This window comes from Methylobacterium sp. CM6246 (assembly GCF_054818005.1).
This window is the reverse complement of sequence record NZ_JBTXKY010000001.1, coordinates 3,586,553-3,610,000: the sequence shown is the minus strand read 5'-3', so window position 1 is coordinate 3,610,000 and position 23,448 is coordinate 3,586,553. Positions and strand designations below refer to the sequence as shown.

Annotated in this window: 19 protein-coding genes (1 of these 19 running past the window's edge); 4 read left to right on the top strand and 15 right to left on the bottom strand. The window is 70.7% G+C overall.

The annotated features are described in order from the left end of the window. From ACYQPG_RS17720 to ACYQPG_RS17685, 8 genes are all read right to left on the bottom strand, one after another. Positions 1–652, bottom strand: partial view of a TatD family hydrolase gene (locus ACYQPG_RS17720; RefSeq protein ID WP_147941692.1) — the 5' portion only. 143 nt of this gene lie to the left of the window's left edge; only the first 652 of its 795 coding nucleotides appear in the window; the start codon lies at positions 650–652; the stop codon falls past the left edge of the window. A 17-nt stretch (positions 653–669) separates the two neighbouring features. Next, entirely contained in the window at positions 670–2,259 is a 1,590-nt protein-coding gene (gene metG / locus ACYQPG_RS17715) for a methionine--tRNA ligase (RefSeq protein WP_147910711.1), read from the bottom strand. 170 nt (positions 2,260–2,429) lie between these two features. After that, on the bottom strand, positions 2,430–3,485 hold the full coding sequence (locus ACYQPG_RS17710; RefSeq protein WP_419828422.1) for a DNA polymerase III subunit delta': 1,056 nt from the start codon (positions 3,483–3,485) through the stop codon (positions 2,430–2,432). Between the two features lie 10 nt (positions 3,486–3,495). After that, complete coding sequence (gene tmk, locus ACYQPG_RS17705) at positions 3,496–4,200, bottom strand: dTMP kinase (RefSeq protein ID WP_147941695.1); 705 nt, start codon at positions 4,198–4,200, stop codon at positions 3,496–3,498. Between the two features lie 10 nt (positions 4,201–4,210). Next, entirely contained in the window at positions 4,211–5,431 is a 1,221-nt protein-coding gene (locus ACYQPG_RS17700; protein WP_147910714.1) for a D-alanyl-D-alanine carboxypeptidase family protein, read from the bottom strand. Positions 5,432–5,582: 151 nt separating this feature from the next. Next, on the bottom strand, positions 5,583–6,866 hold the full coding sequence (locus ACYQPG_RS17695; protein WP_419828421.1) for a septal ring lytic transglycosylase RlpA family protein: 1,284 nt from the start codon (positions 6,864–6,866) through the stop codon (positions 5,583–5,585). 557 nt (positions 6,867–7,423) lie between these two features. Then, positions 7,424–7,744: a ribbon-helix-helix domain-containing protein gene (locus tag ACYQPG_RS17690; protein WP_050736065.1), complete on the bottom strand. Its 321-nt coding sequence runs from the start codon at positions 7,742–7,744 to the stop codon at positions 7,424–7,426. Further along, the gene (locus ACYQPG_RS17685) at positions 7,728–8,375 is read right to left on the bottom strand and encodes a ParA family protein (protein ID WP_147907815.1); all 648 of its coding nucleotides are present in this window, start codon (positions 8,373–8,375) and stop codon (positions 7,728–7,730) included. Before ACYQPG_RS17685 ends, ACYQPG_RS17690 begins: the two co-directional genes overlap by 17 nt. Positions 8,376–8,755: 380 nt before the next feature. On the opposite strand from ACYQPG_RS17685, the gene ACYQPG_RS17680 reads away from it, so the two are divergent. Next, positions 8,756–9,316 (top strand): PAS domain-containing protein, encoded by a 561-nt coding sequence (locus ACYQPG_RS17680; protein WP_147941115.1) that lies wholly within the window; start codon positions 8,756–8,758, stop codon positions 9,314–9,316. Positions 9,317–9,457: 141 nt separating this feature from the next. After that, complete coding sequence (locus ACYQPG_RS17675; RefSeq protein WP_147907817.1) at positions 9,458–11,095, top strand: acyl-CoA synthetase; 1,638 nt, start codon at positions 9,458–9,460, stop codon at positions 11,093–11,095. Between the two features lie 10 nt (positions 11,096–11,105). Here ACYQPG_RS17675 and ACYQPG_RS17670 read toward each other — a convergent pair whose 3' ends face one another. Continuing rightward, on the bottom strand, positions 11,106–11,279 hold the full coding sequence (locus ACYQPG_RS17670; RefSeq protein ID WP_187193607.1) for a hypothetical protein: 174 nt from the start codon (positions 11,277–11,279) through the stop codon (positions 11,106–11,108). A 249-nt stretch (positions 11,280–11,528) separates the two neighbouring features. On the opposite strand from ACYQPG_RS17670, the gene ACYQPG_RS17665 reads away from it, so the two are divergent. Both ACYQPG_RS17665 and ACYQPG_RS17660 read left to right on the top strand, forming a co-directional pair. After that, positions 11,529–12,722 carry an alpha/beta hydrolase gene (locus ACYQPG_RS17665; RefSeq protein WP_147941114.1) on the top strand — a complete coding sequence of 398 codons (1,194 nt, stop codon included), beginning with the start codon at positions 11,529–11,531 and terminating at the stop codon, positions 12,720–12,722. 302 nt (positions 12,723–13,024) lie between these two features. Beyond that, entirely contained in the window at positions 13,025–15,289 is a 2,265-nt protein-coding gene (locus tag ACYQPG_RS17660) for a TonB-dependent siderophore receptor (RefSeq protein ID WP_419828420.1), read from the top strand. A gap of 87 nt (positions 15,290–15,376) precedes the next feature. On the opposite strand, the gene ACYQPG_RS17655 is transcribed toward ACYQPG_RS17660, so the two are convergent. From ACYQPG_RS17655 to ACYQPG_RS17630, 6 genes are all read right to left on the bottom strand, one after another. Next, positions 15,377–15,613, bottom strand: coding sequence for a hypothetical protein (locus ACYQPG_RS17655; protein WP_147907819.1), 237 nt, complete (start codon positions 15,611–15,613; stop codon positions 15,377–15,379). 70 nt (positions 15,614–15,683) lie between these two features. Beyond that, complete coding sequence (locus ACYQPG_RS17650; protein ID WP_419828419.1) at positions 15,684–17,006, bottom strand: adenylate/guanylate cyclase domain-containing protein; 1,323 nt, start codon at positions 17,004–17,006, stop codon at positions 15,684–15,686. Then, positions 17,006–18,427, bottom strand: a complete 1,422-nt coding sequence (gene hflX / locus ACYQPG_RS17645; RefSeq protein WP_419828418.1) for a GTPase HflX — start codon at positions 18,425–18,427, stop codon at positions 17,006–17,008. Before hflX ends, ACYQPG_RS17650 begins: the two co-directional genes overlap by 1 nt. Positions 18,428–19,014: 587 nt before the next feature. Next, a complete protein-coding gene (hfq, locus tag ACYQPG_RS17640) occupies positions 19,015–19,266 on the bottom strand; it encodes an RNA chaperone Hfq (protein ID WP_007563033.1) in 252 nt (83 codons plus the stop codon). Positions 19,267–19,506: 240 nt separating this feature from the next. Then, positions 19,507–20,871, bottom strand: coding sequence for a nitrogen assimilation response regulator NtrX (ntrX, locus tag ACYQPG_RS17635; protein WP_147907822.1), 1,365 nt, complete (start codon positions 20,869–20,871; stop codon positions 19,507–19,509). Continuing rightward, the gene (locus ACYQPG_RS17630; protein WP_419828417.1) at positions 20,868–23,366 is read right to left on the bottom strand and encodes a sensor histidine kinase NtrY-like; all 2,499 of its coding nucleotides are present in this window, start codon (positions 23,364–23,366) and stop codon (positions 20,868–20,870) included. The genes ntrX and ACYQPG_RS17630 overlap by 4 nt, the downstream gene beginning before the upstream one ends. Between the last annotated feature and the right edge of the window lie 82 nt (positions 23,367–23,448).

Genomic DNA, 23,448 nt, shown 5'->3' with positions numbered 1-23,448 from the left:
GCCCGCGATGCGGCTCGGGGGCGAGGAACGGCGCGTCGGTCTCCACCAGGATCCGGTCGAGGGGCACGCTCCGGGCGATGTCGCGCAACGCGTGCGCGCGCCGGAAGGTGACGATGCCGGAGAACGAGATCGACAGCCCGAGCTCGAGCCCGGCCTCGGCGAGGCGCCGGCCCGACGAGAAGCAGTGCAGCACCGCCCGGAACGGCGTCCGACCCATCTCGTCGGTGAGCACCCGCTCCATGTGCTCGTCGGCATCCCGGGCGTGGATGACGAGCGGCAGGCCGGACAGGCGCGCCGCCTCGATATGGGCGCGCAGCACCCGTTCCTGCACGGCCTCGGGGGCGCCGTCGGGGTAGTGGTAGTCGAGCCCGGCCTCGCCGATCCCGACGCAGCGGGGATGCGCGCGCGCGAGGCCCGCGATCGTCTCGGCGGGCACATCCGGCTCCTCGGCGGCCCCGTCCGGATGGGTGCCGACGGTGAACCAGATCTCGGGGTGGGCCTCGGCGATCGCCCGGTAGGTCCCGGCCCGGGCGACCCGGGTCGAGATGGTCAGCATCCCGGTGACGCCCGCCTCCCGGGCACGGGCGATCACCCCCGGCAGGTCGGCGGCGAAATCCGGGAAATCCAGATGGCAGTGGCTGTCGATCAGCATCGTGTCTCGGATCGCTGTCAGGCCGCCGGCGCTTCGGGCCGCTCGAACCTCGGGAAGACCGGAGCCGGGGCGGGGAGCGCCGTGCCGGGTACCAGGCGTCCGCCCTCCCCCGCATCGGCGAGGTTGCGCCGGTCCGCCGGAACGGCCAGCAGGTCCAGGAGCTTGGAGGCCGCGGTCGGAACGAACGGCTGGACCAGGATGCCGAACGCCCGCAGCGATTCCAGCGTCGTGTAGAGCACCGCGTTCATCCGGGCCGGATCGGACTTGCGCAGGCGCCACGGCTCCTGCCCGGCGAAGTAGCGGTTGGCCTCGGCCACCACCGCCCAGATCTCGGCCAGGACGCTGTGGAGCGCGAGATCGCCCATCAGGCTCCGCACCCTGTCCGGGAGAGCGTCGGCCTGGGCCAGCAGGGCACGATCGGCCTCGTCCAAGGAACCCGGCAGGGCCCCGGGATCCGGCACCGCGCCGTCGCAATTCTTGGCGACCATCGAGAGCGAGCGCTGGGCGAGGTTGCCGAGGTCGTTGGCGAGATCGGCGTTGATCCGGCCGATGATCGCCTCGTGGCTGTAGCTGCCGTCGCCGCCGAACGGCACCTCGCGCAGCACGAAGTAGCGCACCGGGTCGACCCCGTAGGTGTCGGCGAGCTCGAACGGGTCGAGCACGTTGCCGAGCGACTTCGACATCTTCTCGCCCTTGGAGAGCAGGAAGCCGTGGCCGAAGACGCGCTTGGGCAGGGGCAGCCCGGCCGCCATCAGGAAGGCCGGCCAGTAGACCGCGTGGAACCGGACGATGTCCTTGCCGATGACGTGCAGGTCCATCGGCCAGAACTTCTTCAGGGGATTCTCCGCGTCGGGGAAGCCGGTGACGCTCAGGTAGTTGGTCAGGGCGTCGACCCAGACATACATGACGTGGCCGGGATGCCCCGGCACCGGTACCCCCCAGTCGAAATTGGTGCGGCTGACCGAGAGGTCCTTGAGGCCGGAGCGCACGAAGCTCGCCACCTCGTTCCTTCGGGTTTCCGGGCCGATGAAGTCGGGCTGGTCCTCGTAGAGCTTCAGCAGCCGGTCCTGATAGGCGGACAATCTGAAGAGAAAATTCTCCTCCTCCATCCACACGACCGGGGTGTCGGTGGCGAGGCTGCGGCGGCTGCCATCCTCGAGCAGGCGGGTCTCGGCCTCGTCGTAATAGGCCTCGTCGCGCACCGAGTACCAGCCGGCATACGTGTCGAGGTAGATGTCGCCGTTGGCCTCCATCCGTCGCCAGATCTCCTGCGCGGCTTCGTAGTGGCCGGGCTCGGTGGTGCGGATGAAGCGGTCGTAGGCGCAGTCCATCCGGTCGGCCATCGCCTGGAAGCGCGCTGCGGTGCCGTCGACATACGCGCGCGGGCTGGTGCCGGCCCGGGTCGCCGCCTGCTGGATCTTGAGGCCGTGCTCGTCCGTGCCGGTGGAGAACAGCACGTCGTAGCCGTCGAGCCGGTGGAAGCGGGCGATGGCGTCGGCGGCGATCACCTCGTAGGCGTGACCGATATGCGGCGCGCCGTTGGGGTAGGAGATCGCGGTCGAGAGGCCGAAGGTTTTTTTGGAGTGCGCCGGGGCGTTGGACGTCACGTCGGGGTGTTCCGGATCATCGCAGGAGGTTGCCCGCGTTGTCGCGCGGCAGCGGCGGGGACGCAACAGCCGCCGGGATCGGGAACCGCCCGGACGATCGTGACCCCAGACGGTCCGGGACCTTTTGCGGGTCCAGGGCAGCGCCCTGGTCGTCCCGGCGCGCAGAGGGGTTACGAGGCCGCCTCGGCGAGATCGCCGAACAGCGACAGCACCACCGGGCGCCGGTCGAGATTGTAGATCGCCGCCTCCCGGGCGGCGCGGCCGAACCGGTCCGCGACGTCCACCAGGGCGGCGAGGCGGGCGGGCGGCTCGTTCCGGCGGCGGTCGAGTTCGGCCGAGACGAAGCGCAGGACCGCGTCCTGGGCGGCCTCGAACCGCGCCTCGGCGTCGCGCCCGGCCAGGGTCTCGGCGAGCTTGAGCACCCGGCCCCAATCGGGCGTCTGCGCCCGGGCGAGCAGGGTCTCGACCTCGGCGACGAGGCCGGCCGTGACCGGGTCGAGCATCGCCAGCGCCCGGGCGACCGAGCCCTCGCACTGGGCGACCGCCCGGGCCAGGGCGGCCTCCTCCGGCTGCGGGAACGGCTCGGGCAGGCCGCGCACCACCTGGGCCACCGCCTCGGGCGCCAGCGGGCGCAGCATCAGCACCCGGCAGCGGGAGCGGATCGTCGGCAGCAGTCGGCCGGGCTGGTGGGCCAGGATCAGGAACAGGGCGCGCGGCGGCGGCTCCTCCAGGACCTTGAGCAGGGCGTTGGCCGCGTTGGCGTTGAGGTCGTCGGCGCTGTCGAGGATGCAGACCCGCCAGCCGGAATCGGTGGCGGTCGAGGAAAACAGGTCCAGGGCCCGGCGGACCATGTCGACCGAGATCTTGGTGGGCAGCGTCTTGGCGCCGACGGTGCGGTGGCGGCGCAGGGCCACGAGGTTCGGATGCGACAGGCCCGCGACCTTGCCGGCGACGGGGTTCTCGTCCGGCACATCGAGCCCGGCCGGCCCGCCGCCGGCGGGATAGGCCAGCAGGCGGCGGGCGACCCGGTAGGCCAGCGTCGCCTTGCCGATCCCGGGCGCGCCGCCGATCAGCCAGGCATGGTGCAGGCGCCCCGCCGCGATCCCCTCCGCGAAGGCGGCCGCCGCGGCCGCGTGGCCGACCAGCGCCCGGGTCTCCCGCGGGCGCGCGATACCGGGGAGGTCGCCGGGCTCGACGTCGTCGGCGGCCCGGTCTGCCGGTTTCATGGCGCGGGGTTCAGGCGGCATCGCCGCGGCTTTCCTTGAGCGGCAGCAGGCCCGGCAGGCGGGAGGCCACCGCGGCGCGGATCGCGGCTTCCACCGCATCGGGGTCGCGGCCGGCATCGATCACCGCGCAGCGTTGCGGCTCGGCCCGGGCGATCGCCAGGAAGGCATCGCGCAGCCGCGTGTGGAAGGCGAGCGATTCCGCCTCGAACCGGTCGGCCCCCTGCCCCGTCCCGGCGCTGCGCCCGGCCGCGCGGGCGAGCCCGGCTTCGGGTGGCAGATCGAGGATCAGGGTCAGGTCGGGCCGGGTCGGGCCGACCACGACCCGCTCCAGGGCGGCGATCACCGCCGGGTCGAGGCCGCCCGCCGCGCCCTGGTAGGCCCGGGTCGAGTCGATGAAGCGGTCGCACAGCACGATCTCGCCCCGGCGCAGGGCCGGGCGGATCAGGCGGTCGAGGTGGTCGATCCGGGCTGCGCTGAACAGCAGCGCCTCCGCGAAGGGGCCGTAGGGCTTGGCGACGCCGCCGAGCAGGGCCACGCGGATTTCCTCGGCCCGGGGCGAGCCGCCGGGCTCGCGGGTCACGCGGACCTCCCGGCCCGAGCGGGACCGCAGGGTCGCGGCCAGGCGGGCGACCTGGGTCGACTTGCCGGCGCCCTCCCCGCCTTCGAAGGTGATGAAGGTTCGCTGCGAAGCGTCCTCGAAGCCTGGCACGATCACGGGCGTCCAATCACGTCGGATCGGCCGTACGCTCGCCGGACTTCGCGTCCTTCTTGCCGACGCGGTCGAAGGCCTTGCGCACGAGGCCGGTACCGAACTCCAGCGCCGCGTCCATCGCCCGCTGCGACAGCGTGCCAGGCTCCACCGTCGCGCCGGCGAAGAGCGGCTGGTCGAGGGCGACCGTGTCGCCGCGCTGGATCCGCAGGGTGCCGACCTGCTGGCCCTCCTCGACGGGGGCCATCAGCGGCCCGGTATAGACCACCTTGGCGCTGACCCGGTCGCTGGAGCCGCGGGGCAGCAGGACCCGCACCGGCTTCTTCGAGACCAGCGGAACGGAGCCCGCCTGGCCGCCGAACACGGAGGCGTCGGCGACCGTCTCGCCGGCCCCGAAGATCTGCCGCGTCTCGAACGCGCGGAAACCCCATTCCATCAGCTTGCGCGCCTCGGAGGCCCGGTCCCGGGCGGTCTTGAGCCCCGAGATCACCAGCACCAGGCGCTGGCCGTTCTGCACCGCCGAGCCGGTCAGCGCGTAGCCGGATTCCTCCAGGTACCCGGTCTTCAGCCCGTCGGCGCCGATGTCGAGCGCCAGGAGCGGGTTGCGGTTCTGCTGGCGGATCTTGTTCCAGGTGAACTCCTTCTCGGCGAAGATCTTGTACAGGTCCGGGTAGGTGTCGATCAGGTGGATCGCGAGCTTGGCCATGTCCCGGGCCGTGACCTTCTGGTCGGGGGCCGAGTAGCCGGTGGCGTTGCGGAAGGTCGAATTCGTCAGCCCGATCTCCTTGGCCCGCCGGTTCATCAGCCCGGCGAAGGAATCCTCGGTGCCGGCCATGTTCTCCGCGATGGTGATCGCGGCGTCGTTGCCCGACTGGACGATCAGCCCGCGCAGCAGGTCCGACATCTTGATGCGGCTGTTGACCTGGGCGAACATCGATGAGCCGCCGCCGCCCGCCCCGCCCCGCTTCCAGGCGTCCTCGGTGACGGTGAACTCCGTATCCATCGCCAGGCGGCCGGATTTCAGCGCCTCGAACACGATGTCGGTGGTCATCAATTTGGCCATGCTGGCCGGGGAGAACCGCTCGTCGGCGGCCTTCTCGAACAGCACCGAGCCGGAATCCGCATCGATCAGGATCGCGTGCGGGGCCGCCGTCTGGAAGCCCTGAGCGGTCGCGCCCGCGAGGCCGGCGCCCAGCGCGCAAGCGGCCGCCAGAAGGGTGAGAAGGGTCCTGCGCATCACCGGTCCGTCCCGCGCCTGCCGCCCGGCCGGAGAAACTCCCGCCGCATCCGGATAACAAGCGTGACCATATTACGGTTTCAGCGCCGGATCGAACGCGAAATGCCGCATTGCGGAACGGCGTGCCGTCCGGGACGCGCCGGGGCTGCCCTCAATAGATCCCGGCGAGGCGGGCATGCCCCCCGCCCGACGCCGTCCGGGTGGGGGCCCCGGCTTTCACAGGGGCCGGAGCCTTCGCGGCCGCCGCGACCTTGGTTGGCACCGCCGCCTTGGCCGAGGCCGGGGCCGCGGTCTTGGAGGCGAGCATCGTCGACCCCTTGGCGGCGCCGGAGGCCAGATGCGCCAGGGTGGACTTGGCCGAGGCCGGCAGCGCCGCGGGGGCCGCCGCGGCGAGTTTCGTCGGGGCGGGCGTTCCGGGCCGTGCCGGCCGGCCGGCGGCGACGGTCTTCGCGGCCGCGCCGTGACCCTGGGCCGGGTTGAGGCCCGCGACCTTCAGGTCCGCCCCCTTGAGGCTCGCGCCTTTGGCGCCGGCCCCCGCATGCTCGGCGACCTGGATCGGCGCGGGCCGGAAATCCCGCACCTTCTGGGCGGTCGGCTGGACGGCCGCCGGTACCCGCATGGCGGCCGAGGCGAGCACGATCGGAGCGCGCACCGGGGCCGGCCGCTCGGGCCGCGACGCCGGGGCCTCGTCGGACTGCGCCCGCTCGGGGGGCGGCTTGAAGGCCAATGGCTCGGCGGCCGAGCGGGCGTAGCGCTCAGGCTCCTCCGAGGGGCCGAGATCCGCCATCATCACGGTCGAGCGGCCGGCCGGCTGCCCGTCGGTGCGCAGGCTGGCGAGCAGCTTGCGGTCGTCGCTGCCGGCGACCGCGGCCTTGCCGGCATACTCGACCCGCACCCGCGCGGTGCCGCGCCGGTGGAAGCCCAGGGCCTCGGCCGCCTCCTCGGAGACGTCCATGACGCGGCCGGCATGGTAGGGGCCCCGGTCGTTGACCCGCACGATCATCGAGGCGCCGTTGTCGAGGTTGGTCACCCGGGCGTAGCTCGGCAGCGGCAGGGTAGGGTGGGCGGCCGCGATCGAGTGGCGGTCGAACACCTCGCCGTTGGCGGTCATGCGGCCGTGGAAGGCCGAGCCGTACCAGGAGGCCAGGCCCTCTCGCACGTAGCCGCGGGGATCTTCCTTGGGCACATAGGTCTGGCCGGCCACCACGTAGGGCTTGCCGGTGTAGCGGCGCCCGCCGCCCTTCGGGATCACGTCGCCCTCGTTGTAGAGGCGCGGGCTCGCCTTGACCCCGTATTTCGGGTCGATGCCGTTGCCGGAGCTGAGCTTCTGCTGCTGGGGATTGGTGGCGCAGTTGGCCGTGGCCAGGGCCACGCCCGAGACGGCCAAGAGCCGCAGGGCGAGGCGCGCAGGCCGGGGAAGGGTCGTGCGCACCATATCGGGGTTCACCAAACGCGACGCGGGACAACGGCCCGGAAACGGGCCGGCACCGGCCGCGCCCCAAGGGCTCAGCCAGTCCACCCAGAATTGTAGCGGTCGCGTAAAGGAAGCCTGAACGATGTCGGCTGTCGCGGTTCAGGCGTTGCAGCCGAGCCGCTCTAAAACCTCGCGTGCCACATCAGGATTTGCCAGCAACGGTCTGATAAATGGATGCTTTGAGGTTTATGTAATCAAGACCGGGCGCTCTCGAGGTGCTCGCATTGCGCTGCCCGAAAAGACCCGCGCCAGCGGCGCCGGGCGGTCGAGAGCGCGCAGGACCGGCCTGATGGCCCGGGCGCATCCATCGCCCGGGTGGCTGTCGAAGGGTCTGCACGGAAACGGGCGACCCGCTACGGATCCCGGATGTCCGAGGACGCATCGGCATCCGCCCCGTCATTTCGGGGCTTGGCTGCGCGGCCCCGATGACGGGGTTGTTGTCAGAGCTGCCTCTGCAGACACCCTGCACGGATCGCGTTCGGGATCCTGTGCGGAGGCAGGGTCGAGCCTCGCCGGGGTCAGCGCGGCGGGGTGTCGGTCAGCTGCGCGATGGAGCGGGCGCCGCGCTGCTTGAACAGCAGGTCGAGCCCTTCCAGCATCAGGGCGTGCATCTTGGTCCGCTCGGCATAGGCGAGGTCCCGGAGCTGGTCGTAGACCGGGGGCTCCAGGTAGACCGACATCTGCCGGGCGCGCTGCTTCAGCGTGGCGGCGGGCTTCGCCGCCGGGGGCGCCAGCGCCAGGGTCACGATCTCGGCGCCCTGCGGCCGGGCCGCGTGCCGGTCCGGCGGGTTCGCCGAGGCGACGATCGCCGCGAGGCTGAGCTTAGGCGGCTTGGACATGTCGGCCCGTCTTCAGCGACTGCGTGCGGCGCTCGATCCACGACCAGAGGCGCCGGACCTCTCCGGCGGCCTGGCCCTTGGGGTTGAATTCGGTGACGCCCTGGCCGAGGCCGATCGCGTCCTGGTGGTCGGTGCGGGCGACGATGTTCACGTCCGGCAGGATGCCGAGCACCGCCAGCCCGTCGGCTGCGTCCCGGACCCGGTAGGAGCGGGGCGGGGTCTGGTTCAGCACGAAGGCGAACTTCTTTTCGAGCCGGTAGACCGCCGCCAGCGTCGGCTTGAACGCCCGCAGGTCGGCCGGGGTCGGCCGGCACGGGATGATGCACAGGTCCGCCGCACGGATGGCCGAGAGCGTGCCGGTTGAATCGACCCCCGGCGTATCGATGAACACGTAGTCGTAGGCCGAGTCGCGCAGGCGCTCCATCACGGCGTCGATCTGCGTCGCGTCGATCTGCGCGACCTCGGGACCGTCGGCGGTGCGGTGGTCCAGCCAATCCGAGATCGTGGCCTGGCGGTCCATCTCCAGGATGCAGACCGTGTGGCCCGCCTCGCGGGCGGCGACCGCCAGGGAGATGCACAGCGTGCTCTTGCCGCTGCCGCCCTTCTGCGTGACGAAGGTGATGGCTTTCATCCTGGGCATCCTCCAGAAGGCCCCGCGCATCCGCCGGAAGCGCTGGCATTCACGAATGCCGCGCCCTCGTCGGGCAACCTCAGGTGCGCAATCACGGGCTGCCGCGATCCTGTGACCCAAGGATGTCGAGCGGCACGGTGCGTCCAGCATGGTTAACGAGGCGTTAAGATGCCCTGCCGCCGGTGCACCGCTGGATCGGGTCAGGGTGTTCGGTCATCGCATGCAATCTAAACCTCAGGTTCATATGTCGGCAGTCTTGTTCCGGAACGGCCTTTTCAGCAGCTCTAGGATGCCGTAGCGTCAAGGTAGCCGGCGCCGGAGCTGCGATGGATTTTATAACCTCAGGTTTGGCGGCGTTCGAAACCCCGGCGAGGAATGGCATGGCCGACGCCCCGATCCCGCAATCCGTTCTGGACGCCTCCGGCGTGGTCGGGACGTGGGTCCACGATCACTGGGCCGATCGGCTGGCGCTCTCGGGCTCCCTGGCGGGGCTGCTCGGCCTCGACCCGGTGGCGGCCGCCACGGGGGTGTCCCTCGCGGCGTTCCTCGACCGCACCCATCCGGAGGACCGCATCCGGATCGAGAGCTACCTGCACGCGGTGTCGGAGACCGGCGGCACCTTGGAGGCGGAGTTCCGCACCCGTGACACCCGCACCGGCGTCCGCACCTTGCTGATGCGCGGCCGGATCGACCGCGATCCCTCGGGCCGCACGCTCCAGGGGCGCGGCATCGCCATCGACCGGACCGAGGTGCAGGCGGCCAACCTCGTGCAGAGCGAGCGGGTGGTGAACCGGATGGCCGAGCACGTCATCGCCCTGCGCGACCTCGCCCACGTCCTGGAGCGGCCGGCGCTGGTCGAGCGGATCGAGCGCCTGATGATCGAGATCGGCTTCGAGCTCGCCCGGTTCCTGCCGGAGCCCGAGGACGAGCCGCGCCACTGAGCGCAATGCCCCGAACGATGGGTTCCGGCATTCGGCCCAAGACGATGCCGCGCCCGAGCCCGTGCGCAGGGTCGAAGTGCGATTGATCGCGCCCACGCCCCCAAGCTACGGTCCCGGCAAGACTTTGCCGGGAGGATTCCGATGGCCCGCGACACGATCTACGACCGCGATCTCGACCGTGTGCCGGCCAACCACCAGCCGCTGACCCCCCTGCTCTATCTCGACCGGGCGGCGCGGGTGTTTCCCGACCAGGTCGCGGTGGTCCACGGCCCCCTGCGGCGCTCGTACCGGGACCTCTACGCCCGCGCCCGGCGCCTGGCCTCGGCGCTGGCGCGGCGCGGGCTCGGCCGCGGGGATACCGTGGCGGCGTTCCTGGCCAACACCCCCGAGATGGTCGAGTGCCATTACGGCGTGCCGATGACCGGGGCGGTGCTCAACACCCTCAACACCCGTCTCGACGCCGCCGCGATCCGGTTCTGCCTGGAGCACGGCGAGGCCAAGGTGCTGATCACCGATCGCGAGTTCTCGAAGACCGCCGCTGCGGCCCTCGAGGGCCTGGCGACGAAACCGTTCGTGATCGACGTCGACGACCCGGATTACGACGGCCCCGGCGCGCGCCTCGGCGAGACCGACTACGAGGCGTTCCTGGCGGGCGGGGACCCGGAGCACGACTGGGCGCTGCCCGACGACGAGTGGGACGCGATCACGCTGAACTACACCTCGGGCACCACCGGCGATCCGAAGGGCGTGGTCTACCACCACCGGGGCGCGGCGCTGCTGGCGCTCGGCAACGTCATCACCGGGGGGCTCGGGCAGCACCCGGTCTATCTCTGGACGCTGCCGATGTTCCACTGCAACGGCTGGTGCTTCCCCTGGACCCTGTCGATCGTGGCCGGCACCCATGTCTGCCTGCGCCAGGTCCGCGCGGAGGCGATGTACCGGCTGATGGCCGAGCACGCGGTCACGCATCTCTGCGGCGCGCCGATCGTGATGCAGATGCTGATCAACGCCCCCGATGCCGAGCGTCGGGACCTGCCCCGACGGGTGGCGTTCTTCACCGCCGCCGCCCCGCCGCCCGAGGCGATCCTGGCCGGCATGTCGGAGGCCGGGTTCGACGTGACCCACCTGTACGGGCTGACCGAGAGCTACGGCCCGGCCGTGGTCAATGCCTGGAACGCGGATTGGGACGCGCTCGCGGCCGACCAGCGGGCGGCCAAGAAGGCCCGCCAGGGCGTGCGCTACCCGGTTCTGGAGGCGCTCGACGTGCGCGACCCGGACACGATGGTGCCGGTGCCGGCCGACGGCACGACGATCGGCGAGGTGATGATGCGCGGCAACGTGGTGATGCGCGGCTACCTCAAGAATCCGGCGGCCACGCAGGCCGCCTTCAAGGGCGGCTGGTTCCGCACCGGCGACCTCGGGGTGAAGCATCCGGACGGCTACATCCAGCTCAAGGACCGCTCGAAGGACATCATCATCTCGGGCGGCGAGAACATCTCGTCGATCGAAGTGGAGGACGCGCTGTTCAAGCATCCGGCGGTGTCGGCCGCCGCGGTGGTGGCCAAGCCCGACCCGAAATGGGGGGAGACGCCCTGCGCCTTCGTGGAGCTGAAGCCGGGCGCGTCGCCCAGCGCCGACGAACTGATCCAGTGGTGCCGCGGGCGGCTGGCCGCCTACAAGCTGCCCCGCCACGTGATCTTCGGCGACCTGCCGAAGACCTCCACGGGAAAGGTCCAGAAATTCATCCTGCGCGAGCGGGCCCGTCAGGACGAGGCCTGAGCGGCCTCATTCAGGCCTGCGGGGGCTGCCGAGGCTCCGCGCGGACCGTGGCGCGCACGGGTTTGGCGGCACGCAGATCGGACGCGACCTGGGCGATGAAGGCCTGGATCGACATGAGGCTGAACAGGGCGATCGAGGCGACCAGGGCTGCGGAAACCAGGATCTTGGCGGTAGCGGGGTCCACGGCGTGACGTCCTTAGCTCGTCTCGCCGCGGGCTGACCGGGCGAGGGGCGCCGATCCCGGCGCCTGCGATGACAGGAAGGTGGGCGCGCGGCCGGGCTTTCACCAGCGTCGCCGTGGTGGGCCTGGCATGCGTGTGGGTTCGGGCTCTCCGTCACCGGGCCGGATCCTGCGTCAACCGGAGGTGCTGGCCGTACGCCCCGATTCCCGCAATAAGCCCGCGCGATGCGACGTGCATCCGGGGAGGGACGTATGGCCGGTAACGGGATCGCTGCGGGGATCGCGGGCCGCATTTTTGGAGCGTTGCTGGCCGTTCAGGGCACGATCCTGGCCGCGCTGCCGGTGCGGGCCGAGGCGCCCGCCCCCGGGCCGGTCACCCGGGCGAGTTATTTCTACATCGGCGGGCGGTATCAGAAGCTCGGCGACAAGACCGTGATGGTCGGCCAGATGTTCGTGCAGGCGCGTGCGCCGGCCGAGATCACCCAGCCCTACCCGGTGGTGATGGTGCACGGTCTCGCCCAGACCGGAGTGAACTTCCTGGCCACCCCGGACGGCCGGCCCGGCTGGGTGCAGCGCTTCGTCGAGAAGGGCTATCAGGTTTACGTGGTCGATCAGGTCGGACGCGGGCGTTCGGGCACCAACCCGGAGGTCTACGGCCCCTACGACCGGCTCGGCACCCGCACCCTCGAGAAGACCTACACGGCACCGGAGGTCTACGACCTGTTCCCGCAGGCGAAGCTCCACACGCAATGGCCGGGCGGTACCGGGGTGCAGGGCAATGCCGGGTTCGACCAGTTCTTCGCCAGCCAGGTCCCGTTCCTGGCCAACAGCCAGCAGACCGAGGAACTTGTCGCCCCGGCCCTGCTCGCGCTCCTGGAGAAGGTCGGGCCGGCGATCCTGCTCACGCATGGCCAGGGCGCCCTGTTCGGCTGGGCGGCCTCGGATGCGCGGCCCGATCTGGTGAAGGCCCACGTCACCGTGGAGCCGAATGGGCCGCCCTTCTTCGACGTGCAGTTCCGCGGCGGCAAGGAGTTCTGGGAGAAGTCCGGCGACGGCCGCGCCCGCGCCTATGGGTTGACCCGCATGCCCCTGACCTTCGACCCGCCGGTCAAGGCGCCGGAGGATCTGATGGTGGCGCAGCAGGCGAAAGGATCCGATCCCAAGGCGGCGGAGGGCCAGATCCGCTGCTGGCTGCAGGCCGAGCCGGCCCGGACCCTGCCGAACCTCGCCAAGGTGCCGGCCGCATTGGTGACCGCCGAGGCCTCGTTCCACGCCACCTACGATGCCTGCACGGTCGCATTCCTGACCCAGGCCGGCGCCAAGCCCGACGCGATCCGGCTGGCCGAGCGGGGCCTTCACGGCAACGGCCACATGGTGATGCTCGAGTCCAACAGCGACGCCGTAGCGGATGCCGTGGCCGCCTGGATCGCGGGCCGCGTGAAGTAGCCGCCTCGGGATCAGGCGCCGCGGCGCGTCCCCCCGGCGTCCACAGGCATTTCCGCCGCAGCGTTGGTGACAGCGCCCTCCCCGCTCTGGCGGCCCCTCCATCGCTGCGTGTTGAAACCGCAACAGCATTCGCCTTCCGCGCGCGACCCGCTTGCGGCCAAGCGTGGCGGATCGTACTGAAAGTTGTAGAAACCTCAATAATAACAGCAGTTTATCACAATTCTAAAGAGCGGGGCAGCCCCGCCGGGCCCGTCCCGGCGCATGCGGGCGGCTGCCCGAAGCGTCGTGCAGGGCCCAGTCAGATGCCAGTCGTTCACCCCCGTCCCGGCGCCCTGCGCGCCCGCCGCGCCGGCGCCTTCCTGGCCGGCGCCTCCCTGGCCGTTCTGGCGCAGGTCGTCCCGGCCCTCTCCCAGGACGCGACGCCGCCGCGCCGCGGCATCGCCAATCCACCCGCCGGGGGCAGCGTGCAGCTCGACGAGATCAGCGTCGAGAGCCGTGGGGGCGGCCCGGTCCAGGCGGGGCGCTCCAATACGGCCTCGCGCAGCGTGGAGAGCCCGACCGGCCCAATCGACGGGTTCGTGGCGAAGCGCTCGAACACCGCGACGAAGACCAACACCCCGCTGATCGAGGCGCCGCAATCGATCACCGTGATCGGGCGCCAGCAGCTCGACGCCCAGAACGCCCAGACTTTGACCCAGGCCACCCAGTACGTCGCGGGGGCCTATGGCGGCGTGTTCGGCGCGGATTCGCGCATCGACTACCTCACCCTGCGCGGCTTCGTGGTGAGCGATTTCGGCATCTACCGGGACGGGCTGCAGCAGCTGAACTACGGCTTCGGCTACTTCAAGACCAACACGTTCGGGCTCGAGCGCATCGAGGTGCTGCGCGGCCCCGCGGCGGTCCTGTTCGGGGCCGGCAGCCCCGGCGGCATCGTCAACCAGGTCACCAAGCGCCCGACGCTCGATCCGTTCGGCTATGCCGAGGTCGGCGGCGGCTCGTTCGGCCAGAAATACGCCGCCTTCGACTTCGGCGGCCCGGCCGACCAGGAGGGCCACTGGTTCTACCGGCTGACCGGCTACGGCCGCCAGGGCGGGACGCAGGTCGAGGGCGCCCCGGACGACAGCTTCTACATCGCACCGGCCGTCACCTATAAGCCGGACGGGGCGACGCGCTTCACCTTCCTGTCGAGCTTCCAGCACGACAACACCGCGGTGACGTCGAACTTCCTGCCGTATCTCGGGACCGTGCGGCCCAACGCCTCCGGGCTTCGGATCCCGCGCTCGCTCAACGTCGGCGATGCCGGCTTCAACACCTTCCAGCGCGACCAGGCGTTCCTGGGCTACGAGTTCGAGCACGACTTCAACGAGACGTGGACCTTCCGGCAGAACCTCCGGTACTCGTTCCTCAAAAGCTTCCAGAACTCGGATATCGGCCAGCTCGGCTACAGCAACCCGGCCCAGACGCTGCTCGCCCGCTACCAGTTCCGCGACAGCGCCAAGGTCAACCTGTTCCAGGTCGACAACCAGGCCGAGGCGCGGTTCTTCGATGGATACTTCCGTCACGACCTGCTGATGGGCTTGGACTACAAGGATTACCGCCTGAACGACAACCAGGCGTCGCTGTTCCCCGCGAGCGACCTGAACATCCTGGCCCCGGTCTACGGCCTGCCCACCGGGACGCCGTCGCCGTACCTGATCAATTCCGACGCGTTCAAGCAGCTCGGCCTCTACCTGCAGGACCAGATCAAGGTCACCGACCGGCTCACCCTGCTGGTCGGCGGCCGCCAGGACTTCGCGGACAACCGGGTGGTCGACAAGCTCAACAACGGTCTGGGCAACAACGGCCGCAGCGACAACGGCACGACCTACCGGACCGCACTGATCTACAACTTCGACAACGGGCTCGCCCCCTATGTCAGCCTCTCGACCTCGTTCCAGCCGCTGATCGGCACCGACATCAACAACCAGACCTTCAAGCCCGAGACCGGCAAGCAGGTGGAGGGCGGCGTCAAGTTCGAGCCCCCGGGCCAGGGCTACTTCCTCACCCTGGCGGGCTTCGACATCCACCGCCAGAACGTGCTGACCGCCAATCCCGGCAACCCGCTGTTCAACGCCCAGCTGGCCGAGGTGCGGTCCACAGGCTTCGAGGCCCAGCTGGTCGCGAGCCTGGCCGAGGGCCTCAACGTGGCGGCCTCGTACACGATCTACGGGCTGACCAACGAGCGGGGCGGCCCGGAGCTGATCGGCAAGGTCCCGGTCAACATCCCGGAGAACTTCGCCAACGTGTTCGTCGACTACACCATCCCGAACGGCGACCTGCGCGGCTTCGGCTTCGGTGGTGGCGTGCGCTACGTCGGGCGGTCCTTCGCCGACGTCGGCAACACCCTGCGGGTGCCGGACTACGTGCTGTTCGACGCGCAGGTCCACTACGACTGGGAGCGCTGGCGCCTGCAGGTCAACGCGACGAATATCGGCGACCGCCGCTTCGTCTCGTCCTGCCAGACCTCGACCTCCTGCTTCTACGGCGACGCGAGGCGGGTCCTGGCGAGCGTGAGCTACAAGTGGTGAGACGCGGGCCGCGCGTGGCCTGAGTCACGCGCGGCGGGATCGTGAAGGCGGGGCGACCGGGCCAGCCGCGATGCGGAAGGCCTGGGCTCAGCGGCCGTGGCGGCGCATCATGTGGCGGCGATGGTGCCGGCGCATCATGTGATGGCGGCTCCGCATCACGCCCCGGGAGGACATCCGGGCACCGCGGTGCATGCCACCGAAATTGCCGTTGCCGGTGGCGGCAGCGTTCCGGTCGAGGCCGTCGCCCGGGGCGGCGAGGCTCGGGCTGGCGGCGCCCAGGACGAGGCCGAGCGCGAGGGTCGCGCCGAGGAGGATCTTGTTCATGGGGTCCGGTCCCTTCGCGACCCTGCGCCGCGCCGACCGAACGGATCAGTGATGCGCAAGTTCCAGGCCGTCAGGCGGCCGGACCCTCCACGATCGCGAACAGGGCGGGCTGCACGGCCTTCGCGTCCGGCACCGGGACCGCCCGGATGCGCGATGGCAGCGGCCCTCCGAGCAGATCCAGGAAATCCCCCGAGGCGGCGATCTCGAGCTCGGCGGCCTTGGCCCGGGCCTCGAGGCGCGACAGGGCGTTCATGGCGGGGCCCAGCACGGTGTACTCGGCCCGCACCCCGTCGTCGAACACGCCGACCAGGAGGTCGCCGGCATGCAGGGCGACCACCACCCGCAGGGTGAACATCCCCGCCTCGGCCCGCGCTTCGTTGAGGGCGGCGATCCGGTCCTGGAGCGACAGGGCGCAGGCCAGCGCCGCACGGGCCTGCGCGCGCGGTCGGCCGACCACGAACTGCACCAGCACGGCGTCGCCGACATACTTGTCCACGAGGCCGCCCTGCTCGGCCACCGCGGCCTGGGCGGCCGCCCGGACGGCGAGCAGGGCCGTCACCATCGCCTCGGGCGGATGCTCCCGGCTCAACCGGGAGAAGCCGCGGATGTCCAGCACCATCAGGCAGGCATGGCGCCGGTGGATGCCCATGGCGGCGTCGGCGTCCTCCGCGGCGAGGTCCAGGGCGACCGTGTCGGGCACGAAGCGCGCGAGCTGGGCGCGCTCGTGCTCCATGCGCAGGGCCCGGGTGACCGCTTCGCGCAGGCGGGTCATGCCGTCGACCACGAGCAGCCCGGCCGCCACGAAGGTGGCGAGCCCGGTGACCTGCGCGGTCGGGAACGAATCCGGCCCCGGGAACAGCCCGGGATCGGCCAGCCCGACCAGGAAGGCCGCGCTCCAGCACGCCGTCACCACCCCGCAGAACAGCAGGGTCTGGGCGACCCGCATGCTCAGGCCGGTCTGGAGCAGGAGCAGGAAGGCCGGCAGGCGGCTCACCGCGTCGGCGCCGAGGCCGGCCCCGCCGCCGGCCAGCATGTGCTCGATGATCACGTAGACGGCGAGCCCGGCGTTGAGCAGCGTCCCGGCCCAGCTGTAGGCCGCCGCCGCGGGGCCGCCGCCCCGCTCCCCGAGCCCGAACCAGATCGTGCCGACGCCGTAGAGGCCGAGGATGAACCAGTGGCTGAAGGCGTGCAGCGAGCCGTCATAAGCCTGGGCCGCCATCAGCAGCACCAGCACGATCACGATCCGCAGCCCGAGCAGCCGCAGCCCGCCGCCCGCCTGCATGGCGCGCAGGACCGCGGCGTCGTCCTGGCTCGTCTCCGCCTTGCGCGCAGAGAGGTCCCGGGCGGGCTTGGGGGCGCAAAGCGGTTGGGTCCGGGCGCCGCCCGTGGCCATCACGCGCCCCGGTCGAGGCGCCGGGCCGCGCTGAAGCGGTTGAGGAAGCGCGGCTCCTTCTCGGGGGCGATCCGGATCGCGAGGTGCACGGTGCCGTCGGCTTCCGCGCGCCGATCCAGGATCTCGGCGTTCTCGTAGAGCCAATTGAGCGCCGCCCCGTCCTCGGGGGGCAGCGACACCGCGAAGCTCGTCCGGTGGCGGCCGATCCGCGCCTCGATCCGGGCGGTGAGCGCGGCGAGCCCCTCGCCGGTCAGCGCCGAGACCAGAACCGGCGCGTCGCTGTCGCGGTCGTTGCGGGCCTTGGCCTGGCCGCTGAGGTTCATCAGCCGGGTGCGCTCGTCGTCGTCGAGCAGATCGGACTTGTTCCAGACCTCGATGATCCGCTCGGCCGTGGTCTCGATGCCGAGCTCGCGCAGCACCTCGCCGACATCCTCGGCCTGGGCCTCGGAATCGACGTGGCTGACGTCGCGCACGTGCAGCAGCACGTCGGCCTCGATCGCGTCCTCCAGGGTCGCCCGGAACGCCGCGATCAGGGCGGTCGGCAGGTCGGAGATGAAGCCCACCGTGTCCGACAGGATCACGGTCTCGCCGTGGGGCAGCTTGGTCGCGCGCGCGGTCGGGTCGAGGGTGGCGAACAGCATGTCCTTGGCGGTGACCTCGGCGCTGGTCAGGGTGTTGAACAGGCTCGACTTTCCGGCATTGGTGTAGCCCACCAGCGCGACGATCGGGTACGGGACCCGGGCCCGGCTCTGCCGGTGCAGGCCGCGGGTCCGCACCACCGCGTCGAGGTCGCGCTCGATCCGGGTCATGCGCTCCTGGATCATGCGCCGGTCGGCTTCGATCTGGGTTTCGCCGGGGCCGCCCAGGAAGCCGAAGCCGCCGCGCTGGCGCTCCAGGTGGGTCCAGGACCGGACGAGGCGGGACTTCTGGTAGGCGAGGTGGGCGTGCTCGACCTGAAGCGTGCCCTCGCGGGTCGAGGCGCGCCGGCCGAAGATCTCGAGGATCAGGCCGGTGCGGTCGATGACCTTGGCGCCCCATGCCTTCTCGAGGTTGCGCTGCTGCACCGGCGAGAGCGCGCAATCCATCACCACGAGACCGATCTCGCCGGCCCGGATCAATCCGGCGATCTCCTCGACCCGGCCCTTGCCGAGATAGGTCGAGGGGCGGATGCGCGGCAGGCTGACCGCGAGGCTCTCGACCACGTCGAGCTCGATCGCGGCGGCGAGTCCGGTCGCCTCGTCGAGGCGCGCCTCCACCGAGCGGGTCGGCTGGGCGGGCCCGTGACCCGGTCCCCCGGGCCCGGGGGCGCCGCGGGCCAGATAGGGCCCGATCACCAAGGTGTGGGTCGCCGCGGCAATCTCGCCCTCGGGCGCGGCCTGTGCCTGGAGCCGGGCCTCGCCGGACGTCAGCGTCTCACTCATGCAACCTTTAACGCCGCCCGCGCGCCGGCAGCTTCGTTCGAGAATTCGGATTTTCGAGATGGGGATTGGGCGGGGCCGGGCCAAGGTGCCGGGCTTCAAGATGCCGGGATTCGAGAGGCTGGGATCGGAGAGCCCGTTCGACCGGGAAACTCCGTGTTCCTCGTCCTCCGCGTGCGGGGGAGGGATGCCTGCGAAGCGGGTCGGAAGAGGGAAGCAACGCTTCCGGAAAGGCAGTGTCCGGCGTGAAATCCCGAACCGTCGCGCTGCCCCCTTGCGGGACTTCATCCCGACCCGAGCCGGTCTGACGGCCGGCCCATCCCCGCATAGGGGAGAGGAGCAGAGGGGAGAGGAATGGCGCCTGTCATCTCCGGGCTTGAGCTGGTCCCGATCACAATGCGATCGGGACCAGCTCTAAGGCCTTGATGTACCGCGCTCGCTTACGACGAGCCGGCCTCCACGTCGGCGGCGGGCGCTCTAGGCGCCCTCTCCAGCCTTGGCATGATCCGGAACGCGATCTGTCGATCCGCCAGCCTACTCCGCAAGTCCACAGAGGAAGACAGGCAAAGCCGCCCTCCCCCACAAGACAATCACGCCTTCTCGGCGGTCTCGTCCGGCTCGAACAGCTGCACCGGGTGGCCCGGCATGATCGTGGAGATCGCGTGCTTGTAGACGAGCTGCGAATGGCCGTCCCGGCGCAGCAGCACGCAGAAATTGTCGAACCAGGTGACCACACCCTGGAGCTTGACGCCGTTGACGAGGAAGATGGTCAGCGGGATCTTGTTCTTGCGGACATGATTGAGGAACGTGTCCTGAAGGTTTTGTGCGCGTTCGCCCGCCATCTTTTTTGCCTTTTTGTTGTCCCGGCGCGAAAGGCTCGGGTTGGGTACGCGACGTCGGAATCTGTCACGTGGTTGGGGCCGTCACGTGCGGGATCGTCCGATCATCCCGCACGGACCGAGTCTACAGCATGACGGCGTGAAAGCCCGGGGGCAAGCAAGCCCCGTTCCGCCCGATCCGTGACGGATCGGCTTCAGTTTCACGGTTCGTCCCCCGTCTCCGCCCCCTCTCGGCCCGGCGTGCTACGGGCCGATGCCCAGGGACTTCAGCTTGCGGTGCAGCGCCGAGCGCTCCATCCCGATGAACTCGGCGGTGCGCGAGATGTTGCCCGAGAACCGCGCGATCTGCGCCACGAGGTACTCGCGCTCGAAGATCTCGCGCGCCTCGCGCAGGGCCAGGCTCATCAGCTTCTCGCCGCCCGCCCCCCCCGGGGTGGTCGGCACCAGGGCGCCGATCTCGGAGGGCAGCATCTCGGAGGTGACCTCCTGGTCCGGGTCGGCCTGGGTCAGGATCATCAGCCGCTCGACGTTGTTCTTGAGCTGGCGGACGTTGCCCGGCCAGTTGTGCGACTGGAGCACCGCCATCGCGTCCTCGGCGATTACGCGCTTCGGCAGGCCGGTCTGGGACGAGATGTTGTCCATGAAGAACTGGATCAGCTCGGGCACGTCCTCCCGGCGCTCCGACAGGGCCGGCACGCGCACCGGCACCACCGAGAGCCGGTGGAACAGGTCCTCGCGGAAGCGGCCCGCGGCGATTTCCTCGGCCAGATCCCGCGACGAGGACGAGATGATCCGGACATCCACGTGGACCCGGGTGGTGCCGCCGACGCGCTGGAAATTCTGGTCGACCAGGACGCGCAGGATCCGGTTCTGGCTCTCGCGCGGCATGTCGGCGACCTCGTCGAGGTAGAGGGTGCCGCCATGGGCCTCCTCCAGGGCACCGACCCGTCGGCCGGACTCGCCCTCGACCCCGAACAGCTCCGCCTCCATGGTCTCGGGCAGGATCGCGGCCGCGTTGAGCAGCACGAACGGGCCGTTGGCGCGGGCCGAGGCCTTGTGCAGGCTGCGCGCCGCGAGTTCCTTGCCGGAGCCCAGCGCCCCGGTGATCATCACCCGGGCGTTGGTCGGCGCGACCCGGTCGATGGTCTGGCGGAGCTGGTTGATCGCCAGCGAGCCGCCGACGATGCGGTTGGGATTCCCGGAGCGCGCCGTCAGGTCGCGGACCTCGCGCCGGAGCCGGGAGGCTTCCAGCGCCCGCTCGGCCACCAGGATCAGCCGGTCGGCCTTGAACGGCTTCTCGATGAAGTCGTAGGCCCCCGCCTTGATGGCCGAGACCGCGGTCTCGATGTTGCCGTGGCCCGAGATCATCACCACCGGCAGGTCGGGGTTGGCGGCCTTGATCAGGTCGAGCACCTGCAGGCCGTCCAGGCGCGAGCCCTGCAGCCAGATGTCCAGGAACACCAGGTGGGGCCGGCGCGCCTCGATGGCGGCCAGCGCCTCGTCGGAGCCGCCGGCCGTGCGGCAGCGGTGGCCCTCGTCGTCGAGGATGCCCGCCACGAGGTCGCGGATGTCGGCCTCGTCGTCGACAATCAGGATATCGGCGCTCATGCGTGCATCTCCGCGATCCGGGGGGCCGTCGGTGCGGCGCCCTTCTCCTCTGTCGTGACGGGGCTGGTCTCGGGGCCGGACGGCTCGGGCCCGTGCTCGCGCGGGACCCGCATCTGCACCTGCCCGCCACGGCCGGCGGGGTTGTCGTTCAGCGCGATCCCGCCGCCGTGCTCCTCAAGCACCTTGCTGACGATAGCAAGTCCCAGCCCGGTGCCACCTTCGCGTGTGGTCATGTAGGGCTCGAGCAGCCGTTGGCGCCCCTCCACCGGAAAACCCTTGCCGTTGTCGGTCACCGTGATGACCGCGAAGCCGTCCTCGACCGCGAGACCGAGCGCGATCTTGCCCTTGCCGAGCTCGTCCGCCGGCACCTCGGCCACCGCCTCGACGGCGTTCTTCAGGATGTTGGTGATCACCTGGCTGAGCAGCCTGATGTCGAAGGCCGCCACGATCTTCTCCGCGTTGCCCGCCCCGCCCTGCGCCGAGAACGCGAAGTCGATGTCCGGGTGCGCCACGCGCATCATGAACAGGTTCTGCTTGGCGATCTCTGTGAGGTCGTTCGGCGCGATGGCCGGCTTGGGCATCCGGGCGAAGGCCGAGAACTCGTCGACCATGCGCTTGATCTCGTCCACTTGGCGCACGATCGTGGCGGTGCACTGGTCGAACACCTCCTTGTCGGCGGTGATGACCTTGCCGTACTTGCGCCGGATGCGCTCGGCGGAGAGTTGGATCGGGGTCAGGGGGTTCTTGATCTCGTGGGCGATGCGGCGGGCGACGTCGCCCCAGGCGGAGCTGCGCTGCGCCTGGACGAGGTCGGTGATGTCGTCAAGGGTCACCACCGAGCCGCGCGACGTCCCCTGGGCCTGCTCGCTCGTGACCCGCACGGTCACGGTGCGCTCGCCCCGCGACCGGGTGAGCTGGAGTTGCTGCTGCTGGAGGGCGCGCGGGCGGTTCTCGCTCTCGGCGAGCACGGGGGCGAGCTCCGGCACCGCGCGGGCCAGCGGCTGGCCGATCAGGGTCTCGCTCTCCAGGTCGAGCATCCGCTCGGCGGCCGGGTTGGCGATGGTGACGAAGCCCGCCGCGTCGAGGCCGATCACCCCGGGCGAGACCCCCGACAGAACGGCCTCCGTGAAGCGGCGGCGGGTGTCGATCAGGTCGTTGGCGGCGATCAGGCCGGTATGCTGGCGGCGCAGCTCCTGCGTCATCTTGTTGAACGCCTCGCCGAGATGGGCCAGGTCGCCGCTGGTCTTCTTGGTCGGCACCTGGGCGTAGAAGTTGCCGGACGCGACCTGGTCGGCGGCGTTGATCAGCCGCCGGATCGGCGCCACGAACCGGTTGGCGAAGTTCATCCCGAACCACACCGCCGACAGTAGCGCGATCAGGGCGATCAGCAGGAACACCGACGCGAAGGTGATCTGGATCGAGCGCCGGAGCGAATCGTAGGTCAGGTACTCGGCCGCCGCAGCTCGGGAGACGCCCGGGAATTCGATGGCCAGCTGGCTGACCTCCCGCTGCACCATCAGTACCGCGTCGTCGTAGGCCGGCATCCGCAGGAGCGCGGCGAAGACGCGGCCCTCCGAAGGCAGCAGGCAGATCGGGTCGGTCGATGTCGCCGCCTCCTCGAAGGCCGCCGCCGAGGGCAGCCGCACCTGCTTGAGCACGTCGATCTTGGCCCGGGCGACCACGTCGGTGGGCCCGCGCATGATCTGCGCCACCGGCAGGCCGAGATTGGTCGCCCGCGTGGTCAGGAAGTTCTCGAACCAGGCCCGGTCCCGGTCGAAGTTCGGGCGCGCCCGGGTCAGGTCGTCCACCAGGATGCGGATCTCCCGGGCGAGCGACTGGCACTGGTTCTCCTGGTAGGCGTCGGCCACCTCGACGGATTTGAGCACCACGTCGCGGACCCGGTCGGTGAAGCCGAGCGACAGGCCCCGGTCGATGGTCACCGACGCCACCACGGCCAGCAGCACGGTGGGCAGGATCGCGATCAGCGAGAACAGGCCGACGATGCGCGAGTGCAGCCGGGCCACCGCAGCGTTGGCCTTGCGGGCGTGCAGGAAGACCCGCGCCTCCCAGGCGATGACGAAGACCAGCCCGAGCACCAGGACGGCGTTGATGCCGAGCAGCGTGACGCCGTAGGCCGGCGTCGGGGTCACCCGGATCACCCCGGCCAGGATCAGGAAGGTCGCCAGCGCCGAGATCAGCGCGGTCACCACCACGGCGGCGCCGATCCAGCCCGGCCCGCGCGGCCCGGGCCGCAGCGATTCCGCGAGCGGCGTGCTCAGCTCCTGGGACTGCGGCGAATCCGGTGTGGTCTCCTGGGATGCGATTGCTTGGGATGCCGCTTCTTGGGATGCGGTCTCTTGGCCCGCATCCCCCGCGGTATCCTCGCCCGCCCAATCGCCCGCCCCCTCGCCCGGCGGCTCAGCGGACGACGGTGCAGCCCCCTCGGGGGCCGGCGCAGGGCCTTCCACAGGCTTTGAGCGTCGCAGGAACGGCATGACTGGTGCAGGGCCACAACAGTGTGGCGGAATTAATACGAATCGCGGCGTCAGGGCGGCGACCGGTGATCCATTCCGCCGC